Annotated in this window: 5 protein-coding genes; all 5 read right to left on the bottom strand. The window is 69.9% G+C overall.

The genetic code is table 11. The features are described 5' to 3' along the window. Window positions 1–43 precede the first annotated feature (43 nt). The 5 genes from ABZ345_RS05830 to ABZ345_RS05810 all read right to left on the bottom strand — a co-directional run bounded on the left by ABZ345_RS05830 (window position 44) and on the right by ABZ345_RS05810 (window position 20,734). Window positions 44–481 carry an Hsp20/alpha crystallin family protein gene (locus tag ABZ345_RS05830; protein ID WP_359843375.1) on the bottom strand — a complete coding sequence of 146 codons (438 nt, stop codon included), beginning with the start codon at window positions 479–481 and terminating at the stop codon, window positions 44–46. Window positions 482–846: 365 nt separating this feature from the next. Continuing rightward, window positions 847–1,284: an Hsp20/alpha crystallin family protein gene (locus tag ABZ345_RS05825; protein ID WP_359843373.1), complete on the bottom strand. Its 438-nt coding sequence runs from the start codon at window positions 1,282–1,284 to the stop codon at window positions 847–849. A 138-nt stretch (window positions 1,285–1,422) separates the two neighbouring features. Continuing rightward, complete coding sequence (locus ABZ345_RS05820) at window positions 1,423–1,620, bottom strand: MbtH family NRPS accessory protein (protein ID WP_359843371.1); 198 nt, start codon at window positions 1,618–1,620, stop codon at window positions 1,423–1,425. Next, the gene (locus tag ABZ345_RS05815; RefSeq protein ID WP_359843369.1) at window positions 1,617–2,822 is read right to left on the bottom strand and encodes an MFS transporter; all 1,206 of its coding nucleotides are present in this window, start codon (window positions 2,820–2,822) and stop codon (window positions 1,617–1,619) included. The genes ABZ345_RS05820 and ABZ345_RS05815 overlap by 4 nt, the downstream gene beginning before the upstream one ends. Next, on the bottom strand, window positions 2,819–20,734 hold the full coding sequence (locus ABZ345_RS05810; RefSeq protein WP_359843367.1) for a non-ribosomal peptide synthase/polyketide synthase: 17,916 nt from the start codon (window positions 20,732–20,734) through the stop codon (window positions 2,819–2,821). Before ABZ345_RS05810 ends, ABZ345_RS05815 begins: the two co-directional genes overlap by 4 nt. Window positions 20,735–20,748: the final 14 nt, after the last annotated feature.

The following is a 20,748-nucleotide window of genomic DNA, read 5'->3' as shown; positions in this document are numbered from 1 at the left end:
ATGATCGCGGGCATCTGCCCTCCAGTGTCTGCGTCGGACATGTTCAGGTGTTCTGCGTCTCGATCACGCGCGACTGCTCGCTTCCGCCGGCGATCTCGACGCGCCGAGGCTTGCTCTCCTCCGACACCGGGATGCGCAGCGTGAGCACGCCCCGGTCGAAACTCGCGTTGAGCCCGTTCATGTCGAGGTTGTCGCCCAGGAAGAACTGGCGGCTGAACTCGCCCTGTGGCCGTTCGTTGATGATGACCTCGTCGTTCTCTCCGTGCAACGGACGCCGGGTCGCACGGATGGTGACGACGTTGCGCTCGACGGTCACGTCCACGGAGTCGGGGTCGACGCCGGGCAGGTCGATGTGCACGCACACCTCGTCACCCCGGCGGTAGGCCTCGATCGGCATCGTGGAGCGCGTCCGCGTCCCGCCGAACATCTGTTCGGCGGCCCGGTCGAGCTCGCGGAACGGGTCGAACCGCATGAGCGTCATTGTCCGTCTCCTCTCGTGGTTGCCTCCACGAGAAGGCTGGCAAACCTGCTCGTGTGCCCGCGTACGCCTGCGAGGTCGAACTTCCCGCCCCTAGTTCGTGCTCCCGAGTCAGGACCGCTCGCAGCGCCGAAGGGCATCAGCCCAGATCTTGGTCCGAAGTGGACACTTCCGCCACCGTGCAGTGGTTGGACGCGAGGTGGCCCCGCACCGCGATCGGGCGGTGCGGGGCCACCGGGGGTGGAGAAGTCCGGGCGGTTCGCGGATCGCTGCGCCCATGCGCTCGGGTGGCGTCAGTCGCTCTGGCCACCGCGGAGTTCGACTGTGCGAACGGTCGACCGGACGTACTCCGTTGCCGCGCCGATCGGTCAGGCGTTGATCTGCTTCACGTCCTGCTGGGTGTTCGCGATGGCGATCCTGCGCGGCTTCGCCTTCTCCAGCACCGGGATGCGCAGGGTCAGCACACCTGCGTCGTAGTCGGCCTGGATGTGTTCGGTGTCGAGGGTGTCGCCGAGGAACAGCTGGCGGGAGAACACGCCCAGCGGTCGTTCCGCGACCTGCATCTCGACGTTGTCGCCGGTCCTGGCCGGGCGCCGTTCCGCCTTCACGGTCAGCACGTTGCGCTCGACGTTCAGCTCGATCGCCTCAGCGGACACACCTGGCAGGTCGAACGCCACGACGAACTCGTCGCCCGCGCGGTAGGCGTCCATCGGCATCGCCGCGGGCCGTGTCCACGTCCCTGATCCGGTGAAGACCTGCTGGGTCAGGCGGTCCAGCTCCCGGAACGGGTCAGTGCGCATCAACATCGGTACCTCCTCGATCTCTCGACTGCTGTCAACGCGCACCTCCGTTGTAACACGTCGTCGGAACGATGACAAGTGGAATTGTCGTCGAAAAGATGACGAGAAGGCCGCCCGGCCCGTCGTGGCCGGGCGGCGCCCACGTCACCCCGCGGACATGCGTTCCCGCAGGCTGCGCGGCCTCATGTCGGTCCACACCTCGTCGACGTGCGCGGAGCACTCGTCCTTCGTGCCGCGGAACCCGTCCGGGCGCCAGCCCTGCGGCACCTCGTGCGTCGCGGGCCAGAGCGAGTACTGCTCCTCGTCGTTGACCAGGACCTGGTACTCGATGTCGTCCCTCATGCCATGACGTCCTTTCGTGGGTATGCGCGGAGAACGGGATGCACGGTGACCAGCACCGTGATGACCGCGATGCCGCCCGCGCACAGCAGCACCGCGCCTGGTCCTGGGACGAGCTCCGCCAGCACGCCGCCCAGTGCGGGGCCAAGAGCGGCGGCGGTGCCGACTACGACGTTCATCACGCCGCTCAGCCGGCCCCGCAGCTCGTCCGGGGTGAGGAGCAGTTGGTGGGTGGTGATCACGGTGTTCGCGGTGGGCGCGAGGAGTGCCATGCCCGCGAACAGCGCGCCCATCAGGTAACCGTTGGAGACGAACACGGCCAGCGGTGCCAGCAGGGTCAACGCCCAGAACACGCCCGCGATCGCCTGGTGCGGCGACAGCAGACCGCTGAGGCGCGGTGCCAGCAGTGCGCCGATCACGCCGCCTACGCCGAGCATCGCGGCCATCACGCCGATCTCGCCTGTCGGCACGCCGCGGGACTGCGCGAGCACGATGATCACCAGGTAGTAGGCGCTGAAGAACAGGTTGAGCGTCACCGCGCACCACGCCGTCACGCGCATCTCCGGCCTGCCCAGCACCCAGCGCAGACCGTCGAGCACCTCACGCACGAAGTGTTGGCGTTCGACCGGTTCGGACGCAGGCACTCGCACGAACAGCAGCCCCACGAACGCCAGCGAGTGCGTCAGGGCGTCGAAGACGAACGGCACCCAGCGGCCGACGGCCACCAGGAAACCGCCCAGTGCGGTGCCCGCCATCTGGCCGACGGACGACCGCGCGGCGTTGAGCGACACGGCGGTCGCGAGCTGCGACTCGGGCACGATGCGCGGCAGGCTCGCGTCCTCGGCCGGTTCGAACATCGCCCGGCAGGCGCCCAGAATCGCCGAGACAGCGACCATGTGCGGCACGGAAGCGGCGTTCTGCCACAACGCCACCGCGAGGCTCGCCACCGCGACCGCCTGCACGGCTTCGCAGACGAGCATGACGCGCCTGCGGTCCCAGCGGTCGGCCAGCGCGCCGCCGGGCAGGCCGACGACGAGCTGGGCGACCGCGTCCACCGCGAGCACCAGGCCCGAGGCCGCCGCCGAGCCGGTGACCACCAGCACGACCAGGGGGAACGCGATCAGCGTCGCGTTGAAGCCCACCTCGGACACCGCCTGGCTGCTCCACAGCAAGGTGTAGTTCCGGTTCCGGGACAACGGGGTCATCGCGCGCTCCTGCAGTCGTCGGCGATGGCGCGCAACGCCGCGGCGAAGTCTTCGACCAGTCCCGCGACCGGCCCGCGATGCACGACGCCGAACGTCATCCGCCCGTCCGCCACCTCGCCGACCACCTGCACCACGTGCGGGTCCGGATCGACGTGGTCGCGCCCGGCGGCGGGCAGCACCTCGCCGAACAACGACTCGTCCTCGGCCCGCGCGTCGAACTGACCGAGGTAGTTGAACGAGACCGGCGCCTGCACGCCCGGTACGCGGCCCGACCAGCGCAGCGCACCGTAGCCGAAACCGTTGCCGGGCAAGCGTCGCAGCTGCTTGCGCACGGATTTCACCAGCGTGCGCCACGATGCGTCCGCGACCTCCAGCCGCACCGGGAACATCGTGGTGAACCAGCCGACGGTCCTGGACAGGTCGACGTCGTCGAGCACGTCCTCCCGGCCGTGGCCCTCCAGGTCGATCGTCACGGCCTGCGTGCCCGTCCACCGCGACAGCGCCCACGCCAGCGCCGCGAGGAGCACGTCGTTGATGCCGGTGCGGTAGGCGGCGGGTGCGCCGCGCAGCAAGGCGTCCGTGTCCTCCGCGCTGAGTTCGAACGAGGATGCCGCTTCTTCGCCGGAAGCTTCGAGCGGCTCCGCGGTGATCGCTTGCCAGTGCTCGATCTCGTGGTCGAGGCCGCCGGACTCTACAAAGGACTCCAGTCGCGTCGCCCAGTCGAGCACCGACGTGGACTTGCGGCCCAGATCGGTCGGCTCGCCCCGCAGTGCCTGGTGGTAGGCGGTGTCGAGATCGTCGAGCAGGATGCGCCACGACACGCCGTCCACCACGAGGTGGTGCGCCACCAGGAACAACCGCCGCGTCCCGAACAGCGCTGCCCGCAGCAGCGGTCCGTGCGCCAGGTCGAAGCCCGCGTGCAGTTCGTCCGCCACCCGCTCGAGATCTTCCAACGGGTGCACCGACAACACCTCGACCGGCTCGAACGGCGGGTTGTACTGCCGCCAGCCGGATCCGTCCTGAGTGAACCGCGTCCGCAGCGCGTCGTGGTGTCGCAGCAACGCTTCCAACGCTTGTCGCAGCGCGGCGATGTCCACTTCCGACGTCAGCTCCACCAGATGCGACTGGTTGAAGTGGTGCGGCGCCGTGCGGTCGCCCGCGAAGAACCACCGCTGGATCGGCAGCAGCGGTACGTCGCCGACCACGTCCGCGCGGTCACCGGTGTCGATCTCGGCTGTCACGTGCGGCGCGAGCCCGGCGACCGTCTGGTGGGTGAACAGGTCCTTGGCGGTGAAGTGCAGTCCGGCGCGGCGGCCGCGGGCCACGACCTGGATGCTCAGGATCGAGTCGCCGCCGAGTGCGAAGAAGTTGTCCTCGACGCCGACCTCGGGCACGGCGAGGACGTCGGCCCAGAGCGAGCACAGTGCGCGCTCGACGTCGTTGCGCGGGGCGACGTGCGCGGTGGAGGTGAACTCCGGCACCGGCAACGCCTTGCGGTCGAGCTTGCCGTTCGGGCTCAGGGGGATCTCGTCGACCGCGACGAACGCGGACGGCACCAGGTAGTCCGGCAACGACGCCGCCAGGAACTCGCGCAGACCGTCGGTCTCGCCGACGACGTAGGCGACGAGCCGCTTGTGGCCGCCGAAGTCCTGCGCCACCACGACGGTCTCCCGCACCGACGGGTGCCGCAGCAGTGCCGAGGAGACCTCGCCCAGCTCCACGCGGAAGCCGCGGATCTTCACCTGGTCGTCCGCGCGTCCGACGAACTCCAGTTCGCCCTCGGAGTTCCACCGCACTACGTCGCCCGTCCGGTACATCCGGCCCGGCCCGAACGGGTTCGCGAGGAACCGTTCCGCCGTCAGCCCCGGCCGTCCGAGGTAGCCGCGGGCAAGCTGAGGACCGCTGACGTACAGCTCACCCGGTACGCCGACGGGAACCGGCCGCAGCAACGAGTCCAGCACGTGCACCTGGGTGCCGGGCAGCGGACGGCCGATCGGCGGCACACCGCCCGGTGTGAGCGGCGCGCTCCACGACGTGACCACAGTGGACTCGGTCGGGCCGTAGGCGTTGATCATGCGACGGCCGGGTGCCCAGCGCGCCACCAGTTCCGCGGTGCAGGCGTCACCGCCGACGACCAGCGTGCGGAAGTCGGGCAGCTCGACGTCCGGCACGGTCGCCATCGCCACAGGTGGGATCAGTGCGTGGGTGACCTTGTTGTCCCGCAAGACGTCGGCGAGCTGCTCGCCCAGCAGCGGCCCCTCCGGCGGCACAACCAGCGCCGCACCGGCGGGCAGCGACATGCACAGCTCCAGCACGGACGCGTCGAAGCTGGGGGAGGAGAACTCCAGCACGCGATCACCGGGCCGCACCTGGAAGTGCTCGATCTCGGCCGCCGAGAACGACGCGAGCCCGGCGTGCGTGACCACCACGCCCTTCGGCCGTCCCGTCGAACCGGACGTGTAGATCACGTAGGCCGGTTGCGCCAGGTCGATCGGGACGTCCAGGTTCGCCGCGTCGTAGTCGGCCGCGTCGAGCGGACCGTCCACGACGACGACCGGGCCGGCGTCGCGCAGCATGAACTCGACGCGCTCGGCCGGGTAGTCCGGGTCGACCGGCAGGAACGCCGCGCCGGTCTTCATCACCGCGAACTCGGTGACGATGATGTCCACCGACCGCGGCAGCTTCACCGCGACGATCCGCTCCGGGCCCGCGCCCAACTCGGCGAGCAACCGGGCCAGCCGGTTCGCTCGTGCGTTGAGCTCGGCGAAGCTGATCTCGCCACTGGAGTGGATCAGGGCCGGAGCGTCCGGGGTCAGGACGACCTGCCGTTCGATCAGGTGCGCGAACGAACAGGGCTCGGCCGCCGCGGCCGTGTCGTTCCAGACCTCCAGCTGGGCCAGTTCGGCCGGGGTGAGCATCGGCAACGCCGCCATCGGCCGCTCGGGCGCCGCCACGATGCCGTCGACGAGCACGGAGAGGTGCCGCGCCAGCCGCTCGATCGTGGTGTGGTCGAACAGGTCGGTGTTGTAGGTGATGGCGCCGTGCAGCGAGTCACCGGTCTCGGTGAACTCGAAAGCGACGTCGAACGACGCGGTGTGCACCGGCAGGTTGACGTCCTCCGCGGTCAGCCCTGGGAGCGTTCCGGCCCTGCTCGGTGCGTTCTGCAGCGCCACCAGCACCTGGAACAGCGGTGTGCGGCTCGGGTCGCGGTCGGGCTGCACGGCGTCCACGACCCGTTCGAACGGCACGTCCTGATGCGCGAACGCATCCTGGACGGTCGCACGCACCGCACCGAGGAACTCGGCGAAGCTCGCCGATTCGTCCACTGTGGACCGCAGGGTCAGCGTGTTGACGAAGAACCCGACGAGCCGTTCCAGCTCGGGGTGCTCGCGCCCGGAAGACACGGTGCCGACCGCGATGTCGTCCTGCCCGGTCCACCGGCGCAGCAACAACGTGCACGCGGCGACCAGCGCGGTGAACAACGTCGTGTCCTGGCCACGGGCGAGCGCGCGCAGACCGTCGGCGGGCAGCTCGACCTCCAGCGTCGCACCGTTCGTGGTGTGCGTGGCCGGACGCGGCCGGTCGGTCGGCAGTTCCAGGGCGGGCACGCCGGCGAGCCGGGTGCGCCAGTGGTCGAGCTGCTCCTCGAGCGGCAGGGACCGTTGCCACGCGGCGAAGTCCGCGTACTGCACGGGCAGTTCGGGGAGGGGCTCGCCCGTGTAGTGCGCGCTGAGCTCCTCCATGATCACTCCGCCGGACCAGCCGTCCGTGACGATGTGGTGCATCGTCAGCGCCAGCACGTGCTCGCGTGCCGATACGCGGATCAGCAACGGTCGCAGCAACGGGCCGGTCGTGAGGTCGAACGGCGTGTTCGCCTCCCGTGCCAGGATCTGCTCGACGTCGCCGATGGCCACGGGGATCTTTACCGGTGCGGGCGGATGCACCACCTGCACAGCCCTGCCGTCGACCTCGCGGAACGTCGTGCGCAGCGACTCGTGCCTGGCCACCAGCGCCGACATCGCCGCCGACAGCGCGGACACGTCGAGCTCGCCGTGCAACCGGACCGCGAGCGGCGTCACGTACTCCGTGTCACCGGGCGTGAGCTGGTCGAGGAACCACAACCGCTGCTGCGCGAACGACAACTCCAGCGAGCCGTCGCGCGGAACCAGCGGAATCGTGGTCATCCCACGCCCTGGCAGGACCTTCGCCAGCCCCTCGACGGTCGGCTGGTCGAACAGGTCACGCGGCGTCAGGTCGACGCCGAACTCCGCGCGCAGCCGCGAGATCACGCGGATGCTGCTGATCGAGTCACCGCCCAGCTCCACGAACCGGTCCGTGACACCGACCCGGTCGACCCCGAGCACGTCGGCCCAGATCTCGGCGATCGCGCGTTCGGCGTCCGTGCGCGCCTCCACGAACTCCTGCGTCGTGGCGGACTCGCGACCGGGCTCCGGCAACGCCCGCACATCCAGCTTGCCGTTGTTGTTGAGCGGCAGGCGATCCAGCCGGACGAACGCCGAAGGCACCATGTGCTCCGGAAGTGCCGCGGCAGCGCGTGCCCGCAGCTCGTCGACCGGCGCGTCACCCACCACGTAGGCGATGAGCCGCTGGTCCTTCGCGATGACGGCGACCTGGTCGAGGGCCGGGTGCAGCACGGCCTCGATCTCACCGAGCTCGATCCGGAACCCGCGGATCTTCACCTGGTGATCGGCCCGGCCGAGGTACTCCAAGTTCCCATCGGCACGCCACCGCGCCAGGTCGCCGGTGCGGTAGAGCCGGCCAGGCCCGAACGGGTTCGCGATGAACCGCGACGCCGTCAGCCCCGGCCGGTTCAGATAGCCGCGTGCCAGACCCTCGCCCGCCACGTACATCTCGCCGCTCACACCAGGTGGCACCGACCGCAGATCCTCGTCCAGCACGTAGACCCGCAGATCCGGAATCCCGGTGCCGATGAGGCTTCCCGTCATCGACGAATCCAGTGCGAGGTAGGTGACGTGCACGGTCGTCTCGGTGATGCCGTACATGTTCACGAGCTGGGCGTCGTGATGGGCGTACCAGTCCTGGAGCCGCCCCAGTTCGAGCGCCTCACCACCGAAGATCACGTACCGCAGTGCCAGCGGCACCTGTTCCTCGGCCATCAGCTGGTAGAACGCCGACGGCGTCTGGTTGAGCACCGTGACCTGCTCGTCGTGCAGCAGCTTCAGGAACGCCCGCGGCGAGCGCGACACCTCGTGCGGCACCACGATCAGCCGTCCGCCGTGCAGCAGCGGACCCCACAGCTCCCACACCGAGAAGTCGAACGCGACCGAGTGGAACAGCGTCCACACGTCGTTCTCATCGAACGAGAACAAGTGCGCGGTCTGCTCGAACAGCCGCACCACGTTCGCGTGCGGCACGACGACGCCCTTGGGCACACCGGTCGAGCCGGACGTGTAGATCACGTACGCCGGATGATCAGCAGACAGCGGCGTGACGGGGTTGGTGTCCGGATAACCGCTCAGGTCCGGCAACGAACCCAGCACCGCCACCGGATCGGCGTCGTCGATCATCCTGGCCACGCGGTCCTGCGGGTAGCTCTGGTCGATCGGCAGGTAGGCCGCACCGGACTTGAGCACGCCGAGGATCGCCACGACGAGGTCGGTGCCGCGGGGGAGCCGCAGTCCGACGTAGCGCTCGGGACCGGCGCCGGCCGCGATCAGCAGATGCGCCAACCGGTTCGCACGCGCGTTCAGCTCGGCGTAGGTGAGATCGCCGACCGCCACCCGGTCCGGCGTCCGCACGACCTGAGCCTCGAACAACTCGGGCAAGGTCACCGCGGGCCGTCCCGTGGCGGTGCCGTTCCACTCGACGAGAACCCGGTGGTCCTCCTCGGGTGTCGTCCACCGCACGTCCGCCAGCACCTTGGACGGCTCGGAGGCGAACTCCGCCAGCACCAACGCCATCCGGCCGGCCAGCGACGTGATCGTCGAAGCGTCGAACAGGCGCGGATCGTAGGTGAACTCGAAGTGCAGCATGCCGTCGTCGGCATGCGCCCGCACGGCGAACGGCAGCGTCGTGGTGTCCCGGCTCTCCACCACCTCGACGCCGAGGTCGTCGGCTTCCACCGGGTAGTTCTCGAACGCGAGCAGGCTGTGGAAGAGGTCACCGCCCAGCCGCGCCAGCGACACGTGGTCGTACGCCCGCGCCTCGCTCTGCGCCGCCTGGAGATCACGCAACCACTCCGCCACCGGGCGGTCGAGATCCACGTAGACCCGTGACGGCACGGTGTTGATGAACATGCCGATCATCGACTCGGCACCGGGCAGCTCGGCCGGACGCCCGGACACCGTGGTGCCGAAGACCACGTCGCGTTCGCCGCTCAGTCGCGCCAGCAACAACGCCCACGCACCCTGCACCACGGTGTTGGCGGTGAGCCCGTGTTCGCGCAGGTCCGCCAACGGCAGGTCGAGGCGCAGCACGGCACTCGACTCGGCCGGGCCGGAGGGCTTCCGGTCGAACGGCAGCGGCGTCGGCGTGGTGAACCCGTCCAGCACGCCGCGCCAGTACGTCTCGGCACCGTCCTGTTCGGACAGCCAGCGCAGGTGGTCGCGGAACGGCCTGCGCGCCACCGGCGGTTCACCCCGGTACTCGGCGATCACGTCGGCGAACACCTGCGCGGTGCTCCACCCGTCCAGCAGCACGTGGTGCGTGGCCCAGACGAGCCGCACGCGGTCGCCCTCCTGCGTGAAGTCGAGGCGCAGCAACGGTGACTGCTCACGCCGCACCACCTGCACCGGTTCGTCGACGCCCTCCCAGACGATGTCCGCGCGCAACGCGGGCGTGCGGGCGATCACCCGTTGCCAGGCCGCGCGGAACCGTTCGAGGTCGACGTCGACCAGCAGCTCCAGCCGGTCGACGTACGCGTCGGCGTCGTCGATGCTGTGGAACACCATGCCTGACTGCAACGGCGTCAACGGGTAGACGTCCTCGACGTCTCCCAGCGCGTCCACCTGCTCCTGCGTGAGCCGGACGAGCGGGAAGTCGGACGGCGTGTGCCCGCCCGCACTCGTGCGGCAGTGGTCGACGATCTCCCGCAACGCCACGAGCATGCCGTCGGCGAGCTGACGTGCCTCCATCTCGGCGAGCCCGTGGTCCCAGTCGAGGACGAGCCTGCCGCCCTCGACCGCGGCGGTGATCTCCACCCGGTGCGTGGGAATCTCCGGGATGCCGGTGTCGAGACGGCCGCGGAACAACCCGTCCTCATCGCCGTCGTCCCACTGGCCCAGGTAGTTGAAGCACACCTCCGGCAGGTCACCGGTCAGGCCGCTGTCCGGCGTGAGGTAGCGCAGGACCTCGTACGACAGGCCGTCGTGCGGAATCGCCCGCAGCTGTTCCTTCACCGACTTCAGCACAACGCCCCAGTCGCTCTCGGGGACGTCCAGCGCCACCGGGAACTGGCTCGTGAACCAGCCGACCGTGCGGGACACGCTGTCGTCACGGCCGTGGCCCTCCAGCGCGAACACCGGCGAGACGACCTTGCCGAGCGCGCTGAGCAGCACGTCGTTGATGCGCGTGTGGTAGACGCCCGGCACGTCGTGCAGCAACGCCGCCGTGGTCGTCTCGTCCAGTTCCACGCTGAAGTGGTGCCGTTCGGCGGGCACCGTCGACGAGCCGAGCTCGATCGCGCGCCAGTACGGTAGGGCATCGGCGAACTCGGGAGCACGGCGGTTCAGCTGGTGCGCCCACTGCGTGAACGGCAGCGTGGCCGGCGGCAGCGGCTTGCCGTGGTACGCGGTCTCCAGGTCTTCCAGCAGGATGCGCCACGACACCGCGTCGATCACTAGGTGGTGCGCGACGAGCAGCAACGAGCCGTCGACCATTTCGGCACGGAACAACGGTCCTGGCTCCGCGGTGGCCTCCTGCCTGCCATCAGTGAACCGCAGCCGCAACGCCTCGTGGTGCCCGATGACCACCTGGACCGCACGCATGAGCGCGTCAACGTCGGTGTCCGGCGCGAGTTCGAGACGCAGCGACATCGTGTAGTCGTCACGGTCGACGTTCTCGAAGAACCAGCGCTGGATCGGGGTGAGGGGCGCCGGCCCGGTGATCAGGTCGTGATCGACCGGGACCGGCGCCTCCCGTGCGGCGGCAGCGAGCGCGGCAACGGTCTGATGGACGAAGACATCCTTCGACGTGATCATCAGACCGTGTGCACGAGCGCGGGCGACCACCTGCATGCTGAGGATCGAGTCGCCGCCGAGGGCGAAGAAGTTGTCCTCGACCCCAACGGTCTCGATCCCCAGCGACTCGGCCCAGATCCGGGCCAAGAGCTCTTCTCGTTCCGTGCGCGGCGCGACGAACGCGCGTGACGTGAACTGCGGGGCCGGCAGCGCACGTCGATCCACCTTGCCGCTCGGCGTGAGTGGCAGCTCGTCCAGCTCGACGAACGCCGACGGCACCAGGTGTGCGGGCAGATACTTCCGCGCCCAGTCGCCGAGGTCCGCGGTGCCCACGACGTAAGCCACCAGCCGGGTGTCGCGGCCGACGACGACCGCCGCCGAGACGTCCGGATGGTTTAGCAGCACAGCCTCGACCTCACCGGGCTCGACGCGGAAGCCGCGGATCTTGAGCTGGTCGTCGGCCCGGCCGAGGAACTCCAGCTGCCCGTCTTCCGTCCACCGCACGCGGTCGCCGGTGCGGTACATCCGGCCTTCCCCGAACGGATCCGCGAGGAACCGTTCGGCGGTGAGGCCGGGGCGTCCGAGATAGCCACGCGCGACCTGCGCGCCCGCCACGTACAGCTCACCCGGCACCCCGACCGGGACCGGTCGCAGCTCGTCGTCGAGCACGTACGCCCGCTGGTTGGCGAGCGGCCGCCCGATCACCGGCCGTGGCCCGGCGATGCGGGACACCGTCGCGTCGACCGTGCATTCCGTTGGCCCGTAGAAGTTGTACGCCCGCACCTCGCCGAGTTGGTCCCACAGATCCTGGGGTACCGCCTCGCCGCCGATCGTGAGGATCTCCGGCGCCTGGTCCAGCAGTCCGGCGGCAATGAGCTGCCGCATGTGCGCGGGCGTGGCGTCCAGGACGTCGAGACTCCGTGCGCGCTCCACGAGCGCTGCCGCGTCGAGACGGACGTCGTCCAGGATGAGGTGCAGCTCGTGACCGCACGCCAGCAGCGCGAGACCCTCCAGCGCCGTGTCGAACGAGAACAACGCGGTGTGCGCGACCCGAAGAACCCGCGGCCCGAACAGTTCTCGATGGTGTACCACGAGGTTGGTGAGGTTGCGATGCTCGACCGCGACACCCTTCGGCGTGCCGGTCGATCCGGACGTGTAGATCACGTACGCGGTGCTCGCCGGGCCGATCTCCACGGCCGGATCGGTCTCCGGGAACGCGTCGAGATCGCCGATCTCGTCGAGCACGACCACCGGCCGTGCGTCACGCAGCAGCAAGTCGACGCGTTCGGCGGGCAGTTCGCGGTCCACCGGTAGGTAGGCGGCGCCGGACTTGAGCACCGCGAGCACGGCCACCACGAAGTCCGCCGACCGCGGCAACCGCAGCGCCACCAGGCGTTCCGGACCCGCGCCCAGCGCCATCAGGTGGTGCGCCAACCGGTTCGCCCGCGCGTTCAGCTCCGCGAACGTGAAGGTCTCGTCGGCGACCAGCGCGGTGGCGTCCGGTGTGCGCCGCGCCTGCGCCGCGAAGAGTTCGGGGAACGGCGGATCGGCGACCTCCAGCGCCGGACCCGCCTGGAGCGTGCGCTCGTCGACCAGCGAGGGCTCCCGGCCCGCGGCGACATCGGTGAGCAATCCGATGAGATGCCGCGTCATCCGCTCGATCGTGAGCGCGTCGAACAGGTCCGGGTTGTACTCGACCGCGCCGCGCAGGACGTCACCGCGTTCCTGGAACTCGAACGTCAGGTCGCACGTCGACGTGACGACGGGCGGCTGCACCTCCTCGACGGCGAGGCCGGCGATCTCCGGCACCTCGTCCGCGGTGTTCTGCAGCAGCACCATCACGTCGAACAGCGGGTTGCGGCTGGGATCGCGCTCCGGCCCCACGGCGTCCACGACCCGTTCGAACGGCACGTCCTGGTGCGCGAACGCATCCAGCACCGTCTGCCGCACGTCCGCCACGAGCTCGCGGAACGGTTTGTCCACCGTGGAGCGCAGCACGAGCGTGTTGACGAAGAACCCGACCACGTTCTCCAACTCGGCCCGCTCCCGCCCGGACGTCACGGTCCCCACCGCGACGTCGGACTGACCGGAGTACCGGCCGAACAGCAGCTGGCAGGCCGCGACCAGCGTCATGAACAACGTGGTGTCACCGTCACGCAGGCCCGCGACCGGCAGTTCGAACTCGTGCATCGCGCCGGACGTCGTGCGCACGGCAGGCCGCGGCCGGTCGGTCGGCAGCTCCAGCGGCGCCACCCCGCGCAGCTGCTCTTGCCAGTACGCCAGCTGTGTGTTGAGGTCGAGGTTCCGTTGCCACACTGCGAAGTCCGCGTACTGCACCGGCAGCTCCGGCAGTTCGCGACCCTCGTACAGCGCGGCCAGGTCGTCGGTGAGTACGGCCGTCGACCATCCGTCGGTGATGATGTGGTGCAACATCAGCACCAGCACGTGCTCCTCGGCGCCGACCCGGACCAGGCGAGCGCGCATCAGAGGCCCGGTGGTCAGGTCGAACGGCGTGGTCGTCTCTTCCAGAAGGATCGCGTCGAGGTCGCCCTCCTCCGGTCGCAACCGCAGCTCGAACGGCTCGCCGATGACCTGTACGCCGTCGCGGAAGGTCGTGCGCAGTGACTCGTGGCGTTCCACCAGCGCGTTTACCGCGTACGTCAGCGCCTCGACGTTCAGCGGACCGCGTAACCGCAGCGCGGTCGGCGTGATGTACTCGGTGCTGCCCGCCTCGAACTGGTCGAGGAACCACAACCGCTGCTGCGCGAACGACTGCGGCACGACAACCCGTGAGACGACGGGAATGGTGCTGGAGTCACCGTCCCGCAACGCTTCCGCGAGCAGCGCCACGGTCGGGTGCTGGAACAGCACGCGCGGCGACACCTGCACGCCGAACGCCGCCCGCAGCCGCGCGACGACCCGGATGCTCAGGATCGAGTCGCCGCCCAGCGCGAAGAAGTTGTCGTGCACGCCCACCTGGTCCACGCCGAGCACCTCGGTCCAGGCGGCAGCGACCGCGCGTTCGGACGAGGTGCGCGGCGCCACGAACTCCGCCGACGCGAACTCGGGCGCGGGCAACGCCTTGCGGTCCAGCTTGCCGCTCGACGTCATCGGCAGCTCGGCCAGCTCCACGAACGCCGACGGCACCAAGTTCGCGGGCAACGTCCGACTCAACGCCTCCCTGACGTCCACGGCAGGCGTGCCGACGAGGTAGGCGACGAGCTTGTCGTCCACCACCACGACCGCGGCCTGCCGCACACCGGGCACGTCGAGCAGTGCGGCGACGATCTCGCCGGGCTCGATCCGCATGCCGCGGATCTTGATCTGGTCGTCGGTGCGGCCGAGGTAGTCCAGGACCTCGCCGGAAAGCCACCGCACCCGGTCACCGGTGGCGTACATGCGAGTGCCGGGTTCGAAGGGGTTCGCCACGAACCGCTCAGCCGTCAGTCCCGCACGGCCGAGGTAGCCGCGAGCGACCTGTGTTCCCGCCAGGAACAGTTCGCCGGGCACACCCACCGGCACCGGTCGCAGCTCGGCGTCCAGCACGTACGCCCGCACGTTGTGCCCTGGCCTGCCGATCACCGGCCGGTCGTGGTCGGCGAGCGCGCAGTACGTGGCGTCGACGGCGAACTCGGTCGGGCCGTAGTAGTTGAGCCCGATCTCGCGGACCTCCTGCCACAGCGCCTCGTCCACGGCCTCGCCGCCGAGCATCAGCGTCCGCAGTCCGGTGTCGAGGAGATCAGGGACGAGCTGGCGTGCGTACGTCGGCGTCACGTCCATGACGTCGATGTCGTGTTCGCGCACGTACCGCACCAAAGCGGGCGGGTCGAGCCGCAGGTCCTCGCCGATCACGTGCAGCTCGTGCCCGGCGGCGAGGAACAGCAGGCCCTCCCACGACGTGTCGAACGAGAACGCGGCGGTCAAAGCGAACCGTTGCGGTGCATCGGGGATCAGCGTCGCCCGGTGGTCGGCGTAGAGGTTCGCGAGCTGGGCGTGCTCGATCACGACACCCTTGGGCGTGCCGGTCGAGCCGGATGTGTAGATCACGTACGCCGGGTGCGCCGGCAGCACCTCGACATCCGGGTCGTGCGACGGGAACGCACTTGTGTCAGGAAGTTCGTCCAGCACCAGCACGGGTTTCGCGTCGGCGAGCAGGAACTCGCGGCGGCCGGGCGGCAGGTCGCGGTCGATCGGCAGGTACGCGGCACCGGCCTTCATCACCGCGAGCAGCGCGACGACCATGTCTTGACGCGGCAACGCCAGGCCGACGAGGCGTTCGGGGCCGGCGCCGTCCGCGATCAGCCGGTGCGCCAGGCGGTTCGCGGCGGCGTTGACCTCGGCGAACGTGTGCGGCCACACCGCGATCGCGTCCGGTGTCGCGGCGGCCTGCCGTGCGAACACGTCGTGGTACAGCTCGCCGGAGGTGGCCAGATCGGTCTGCGGCACCAACGCGTCGAGCTCACCGGGACACGTCCACGGCAGCGCGCCGACCGGGCGCAGCGGTTCCGCCGCGATCCCGCTGAGCAGCACGTGCAGCCGATCGCTCAGCCGCCGCGCGGTGGCCGCGTCGAACAGGTGCGGGTCGTAGGCGAGGTCGAAGGTCAACCGGTCGTCGAGGTGCGCGGTCAGCGTGATTGGCAGGTTGGTCGTGTCGGTCGCGGTGACCTCCACGACGCGCGGTGCCGTGGTGTCGGAGTCGAACGGGTAGTTCTCGAACACCACGACGCTGTCGAACAGTCCGCCACCGAGCTGCGCCAGCGACACGTGCTCGTACGCCCGTGCTTCACTCTGCGTCCGCTGCAGATCACGCAACCAGGCCGCTGCCGGTTGATCATCGGCGATGACCACCCGCGTCGGCACGGTGTTGATGAACATGCCGATCATCGACTCGACCCCGGCGAGCTCGGCGGGCCGTCCGGACACGGTCGTGCCGAAGACGATGTCGCGCGAACCGCTGTGCCGTGCCAGCAACACGGCCCATGCACCCTGCACCGCGGTGTTCACGGTGATGCCGTGTTCACGTGCGGCCGTGCGCAGCGCCTCCGAGTCCTCGATGGACAGCGAGACGCGGATCGACTCGGTCGACTCGGCCTGATGTGCCTCGGCCGGCCTGCGGTCGTAGGGCAGGGGAGTGGGCTCGGCGCCGTCGAGCACCTCGTGCCAGTACCGCTGCGCGGCGGAGGTGTCCTGTTCGGCGAGCCACCGCAGGTAGTCGCGGAAGGGTCGGCGCGCGAAGGTCCGTTCGCCCCGGTACTCCGCGACGACCTCGGCGAACACCTGCGCGGTGCTCCAGCCGTCCAGCAGCACGTGGTGCGACTCCCACACCAGCCGCACGCGAGAACTAGCCAATGGCGTGATGTCGATGCGCAGCAACGGGGAAGCTTCCCGGTGCACCACCTGCACCGGCTCGTCGACGCCCTCCCACACGATGCTGGTGCGCAGGACCGGCGTCCTGGCGATCACCCGCCGCCACGCCGCGCGCAACGCGTCCGGATCGTCGACGCCGTCGAGCACCAGCTCCAGCCGGTCGACGTACGCGTTCGGGTCGAGCAGGTTGTGGAACAGCATGCCGGACTGCAGCGGCGTGAGCGGGTAGACGTCCTCGACGTCGGCCGGCAGCGCGTCGACCTGCTCCTGGGTGAGCCGGGCCAGCGGGAAGTCCGACGGCGTGTGGCCGCCGCGGCTCGTCCGGCAGTGTTCGACGATCTCCTTGAGCGACACCAGCATCCGCTCGGCCTCGGCCCGCGGGCTCTCACCGGTGTAGGACCACGTGAGGCGCAGGCACCCGTCGGCCACCATGCCGTTGACCTCGACCGGATGCCGTGCGAGATCAGGGCCGGGCACGTCGTGGCTCGGCCCGTCCCACACGCCGTGATAGTTGAAGCACAGGTCCGGCAGTTCGCCGCTCAGCCCGCTGTCCGGCGTGAGGTACCGCAACGCCTCGTACGACAGGCCCTTGTGCGGGATCGCCCGCAACTGCTCCTTGACCGACTTGAGGACCGCGCCCCAGTCACCGCTGGGGAACTCCAGCGAAACGGGGAACTGCGTGGTGAACCAGCCGATCGTGCGGGACACGTCGACGTCGAGCACGTCGCGGCCGTGACCCTCCAACGTCAGCTGCTCACGACCGAGTGCGGCGAGCAGCACGTCGTTGATCTGCGTGTGGTAGACGCCGGGCACGTCGTGCAGCAGCGCCGCTGTCGTCCGAGCGTCGAGGCTCACCGTGAAGCTGTGACGTTCTCCCGAAGCCGGGCTACCGGTGGGCTGCTGACGCCAGTGCGCCAGCGCGTCGCGGAAGTCCTGGTGCGTGAGGTGGTGCGCCCACTGCGTGAACGGCATCGTGAGCGGGTCGAGCGGCTCACCGCGCCACGCCTTCGCGAGGTCCTCCAGCAGGATGCGCCACGAGACGCCGTCGATCACCAGGTGGTGCGCGGACAGGTACAGCCGCGTGCCGACCAGCACAGCGCGCAGCAACGGGCCGTCCGCCAGGTCGAACTCGCGGTGCTCGAAGGAGTCCGCGACCTCCAGCACGGGCGTTCGCGCGCCACTCTCCATCCGGCCGTCGACGAACCGAAGCCGCAGCGCTTCGTGATGCGCCACCACGACGTCCAGCGCCCGTTGAACGTCCACATCGGACGGGACGTCGACGGCGAGCGACATCACGTAGCCCGCGCTGCCGTCGTGCTCGAAGAACCACCGCTGGATCGGCGTGAGCGGCGCGGGTCCTTCGACGTGCGCGATCTCCGTCTCGGCCGACGGCGCCGCGACCAGTGCCAGCTCGGCCACGGTCTGGTGCCGGAAGACGTCGCGCGACGACAGCTGTAGTCCCTCGCGCCGGGCCCGCGACACCAGCTGGATGGCGAGGATCGAGTCACCGCCGAGACCGAAGAAGTTCTCCTCGACACTCACGCGCTCGACGCCCAGCACCTCGGACCAGATGGCCGCCAGTGCCTCCTCGGCCGGCGTGCGCGGGGCCTGGAACTCCTCCCGCGCCAGCACCGGCGCGGGAAGCGCCTTGCGGTCCACCTTCCCGTTGGCGGTCAACGGCAAACGGTCCAGCGAGACGAACGCGGACGGCACCATGTAGTCCGGCAGGCTGTTCTTCAGCCACGGCCGCACATCGGCGTTCGTGCCCACGACGTACGCGACCAGCCGGTCATCGCGGGCGACCACGACCGCGTCGGTGACGTCCGGGTGCCGTACCAGCGCGGCCTCCACCTCACCGGGCTCGATCCGGAAACCCCGGATCTTCACCTGGTCGTCGACCCGACCCAGATACTCGATCGTTCCGTCGGCCGTCCACCGCACGCGGTCACCCGTGCGGTACATCCGGCCCGCGCCGAACGGGTTCGCGAGGAACCGGGACGCGGTCAGCCCCGGTTGCCCGAGATAGCCGCGGGCGACCTGCGCCCCGGCCAGGAACAGTTCCCCGGCCACCCCGACCGGCACCGGCCGCAGGTCGGCGTCGAGCACGTGCGCCTGCAGGTTGCGCAGTGGTTTACCGATCACCGGCCGGTCGCCCTCGACCCGGCACGAGATCGCGTCGACCGTGCATTCCGTTGGCCCGTAGAAGTTGTGGGCGTTGGTGCCGGCGAGCTCACGCCACAGCCGTTCGCCGAGCGCCTCGCCGCCGAGCATGAGCACGCGGGGGTGGTGGTCGAGCAGTCCGGCCGGGATGAGCTGCTGCAGGTAGGACGGCGTGAGGTCGAGGAAGTCGATCCGGTGCGCGCCGACGTAGGCGACCAGGGCGTCGGCGTCGAGCCGCACGTCGTCGCCGAGCAGGTGCAGCTCGTGCCCGGCGGCCATCAGGACCGGGCCCTCCCACGAGGTGTCGAACGAGAACACGGCGCTCAGGGCGACGCGCATGCGGTCGCCGCCGGCGAAGTCCGCGACGTGGCTGTGCAGGAGGTTCACCAGGTTGCGGTGCTCGACCACGACGCCCTTGGGGGTGCCGGTCGAACCCGACGTGTAGATGACGTAGGCGGCCTGGGACGGCAGGATCCGCACCGCAGGGTTCGCCGACGGCACACCGTCCGTGTCCGGTAGGGCATCGATCACCAGGACCGCCTCGGCGTCGGCCCTGAGGTGTTCGCGTCGTTCGTCCGGCAGTCCCGGATCGATCGGCAGGTAGACCGCACCCGACTTCAGCACGGCCAGCAGCGCCACGATCGCGTCCGCCGTGCGCGGCAACGACACCCCGACGACCTGCTCGGGCCGCACTCCTGACGTGATCAGCCAGTGCGCCAGGCGGTTCGCACGGACGTCGAGTTCGGCATACGTCAACGTCTCCGCGCCGCACACCAGCGCCGTGGCATGAGGCGTGCGCTGCACCTGTGTCTCGAAGATCGTCGTGAACGTCGACGTGGGCACATCGAGCGCCGTGGAGTTCCACTCCCGCATCCGATCCCGCTCGGCGGGGGTGAGCAGGGGCAACGCATGCACCGGCTGCGACGGATCGGCCACCACACCGCCGAGCAGCACGAGCAGGTGCTCCCCGAGGCGTTCCACCGTAGCCGGGTCGTAGAGGTCGGTGCTGTACTCCAGCACGCACTCCAGCTCGTGACCACGTGGGGTGAACTCCACCGTCAGGTCGAAGTCAGCCGCCCACCGCTCCAACGGCACGTCCTCGACGTCGAGCCCCGGAAACGACGGCAGGCCCTTCTCGGTGTTCTGCAACAACACCATCACGTCGAACAACGGGTTGCGGCTCGCGTCCCGGTGCGTGCCCTCGACCAGGAGCTCGAACGGAACCTCGTCGTGCAGCGCGTGGTCGTGGCGCAGCAAGTCGGTGAACCGTCCGTCCACAGTGGAACGCACGACCGCGGTGTTGACGAAGAACCCCACGACCCGGTTGAGCTCGGGACGGGTGCGGCCCGAGGTCACCGTGCCGAGCGCCACATCGGACTGGCCGCTGTAGCGGGCGAACAGCACCTGGCACGCCGCCATCAGCGTGCCGAACAACGTGGTGCCGTGCTCGCGCGCGATCCGCTCCAACCCTCCGGTGACCTCGGCGGGCACGACGAACCGGTGTGCGGAGCCGGCGCCGGTCCGCTCGGCTGGACGTGGCCGGTCCGTGGGAAGTTCGAGCGGTGCGAGGCCGGCGAGACGTTCCCGCCACCGCCCGAGCGCGTCGTCCCAGCGCTGCTCGCGGTGCCACGCCGCGAAGTCCGCGTACTGGATGGACATCTCGGGCAGCGACTCGCCGCGGTACAGCGCGGCCAGCTCGTCGGTCAGCACACCGAGCGACCAGCCGTCGGTGACGATGTGGTGTGCGCCGAGCAGCAGCACGTGGTCCTGCGGGCCGGACCGCACGACCATCGCGCGGAACAACGGCCCGGTCTCCAGGTCGTACGGCCGCGCGAACTCCGCCGTCAGATCACATGAGTCGACAACGGGCACCTCGATGTCCCGAGCCGGATGAACGACCTGCACGGCACCGCCGTCGCGTTCGGCGAAGGTCGTGCGCAGCGCCTCGTGCCGGTGCACCAGGGTTTGCACGCATCGCACCAGCTTCGGCACGTCCAGCGGGCCGCGGAAACGCAGCGCACGCCCGGAGTTGTGGTCGTTGCCGCCGGGACGCAGCCGGTCGAGCAGCCACAGCCGGTGCTGGGCGGGGGAGGTGGGCAACGGGCCGGTGCGCGCCACCGCCGGGATCGCCGGAGCGGCCGGCACGGAGCCCGCGAGGCGCTTGCGGAGCTGTTCGCGCAGGTGTGCGGGCAGCGCGGAAACGCGGTCCTGCTTGGACGTGGTCATGTGCTCGGGGATCC

Source organism: Lentzea sp. NPDC005914 (assembly GCF_040629405.1).
Taxonomy (GTDB): domain Bacteria; phylum Actinomycetota; class Actinomycetes; order Mycobacteriales; family Pseudonocardiaceae; genus Lentzea.
Note: the sequence above shows the minus strand (reverse complement) of the source record. Positions and strands in the feature narration are given on the sequence as shown.

Coding starts and splice junctions, on each gene's coding strand:
- ABZ345_RS05830 (WP_359843375.1), bottom strand. CDS start 481: ATGACGCTCATGCGGTTCGACCCGTTCCGCGAGCTCGACCGGGCCGCC.
- ABZ345_RS05810 (WP_359843367.1), bottom strand. CDS start 20,734: ATGACCACGTCCAAGCAGGACCGCGTTTCCGCGCTGCCCGCACACCTG.
- ABZ345_RS05815 (WP_359843369.1), bottom strand. CDS start 2,822: ATGACCCCGTTGTCCCGGAACCGGAACTACACCTTGCTGTGGAGCAGC.
- ABZ345_RS05825 (WP_359843373.1), bottom strand. CDS start 1,284: ATGTTGATGCGCACTGACCCGTTCCGGGAGCTGGACCGCCTGACCCAG.
- ABZ345_RS05820 (WP_359843371.1), bottom strand. CDS start 1,620: ATGAGGGACGACATCGAGTACCAGGTCCTGGTCAACGACGAGGAGCAG.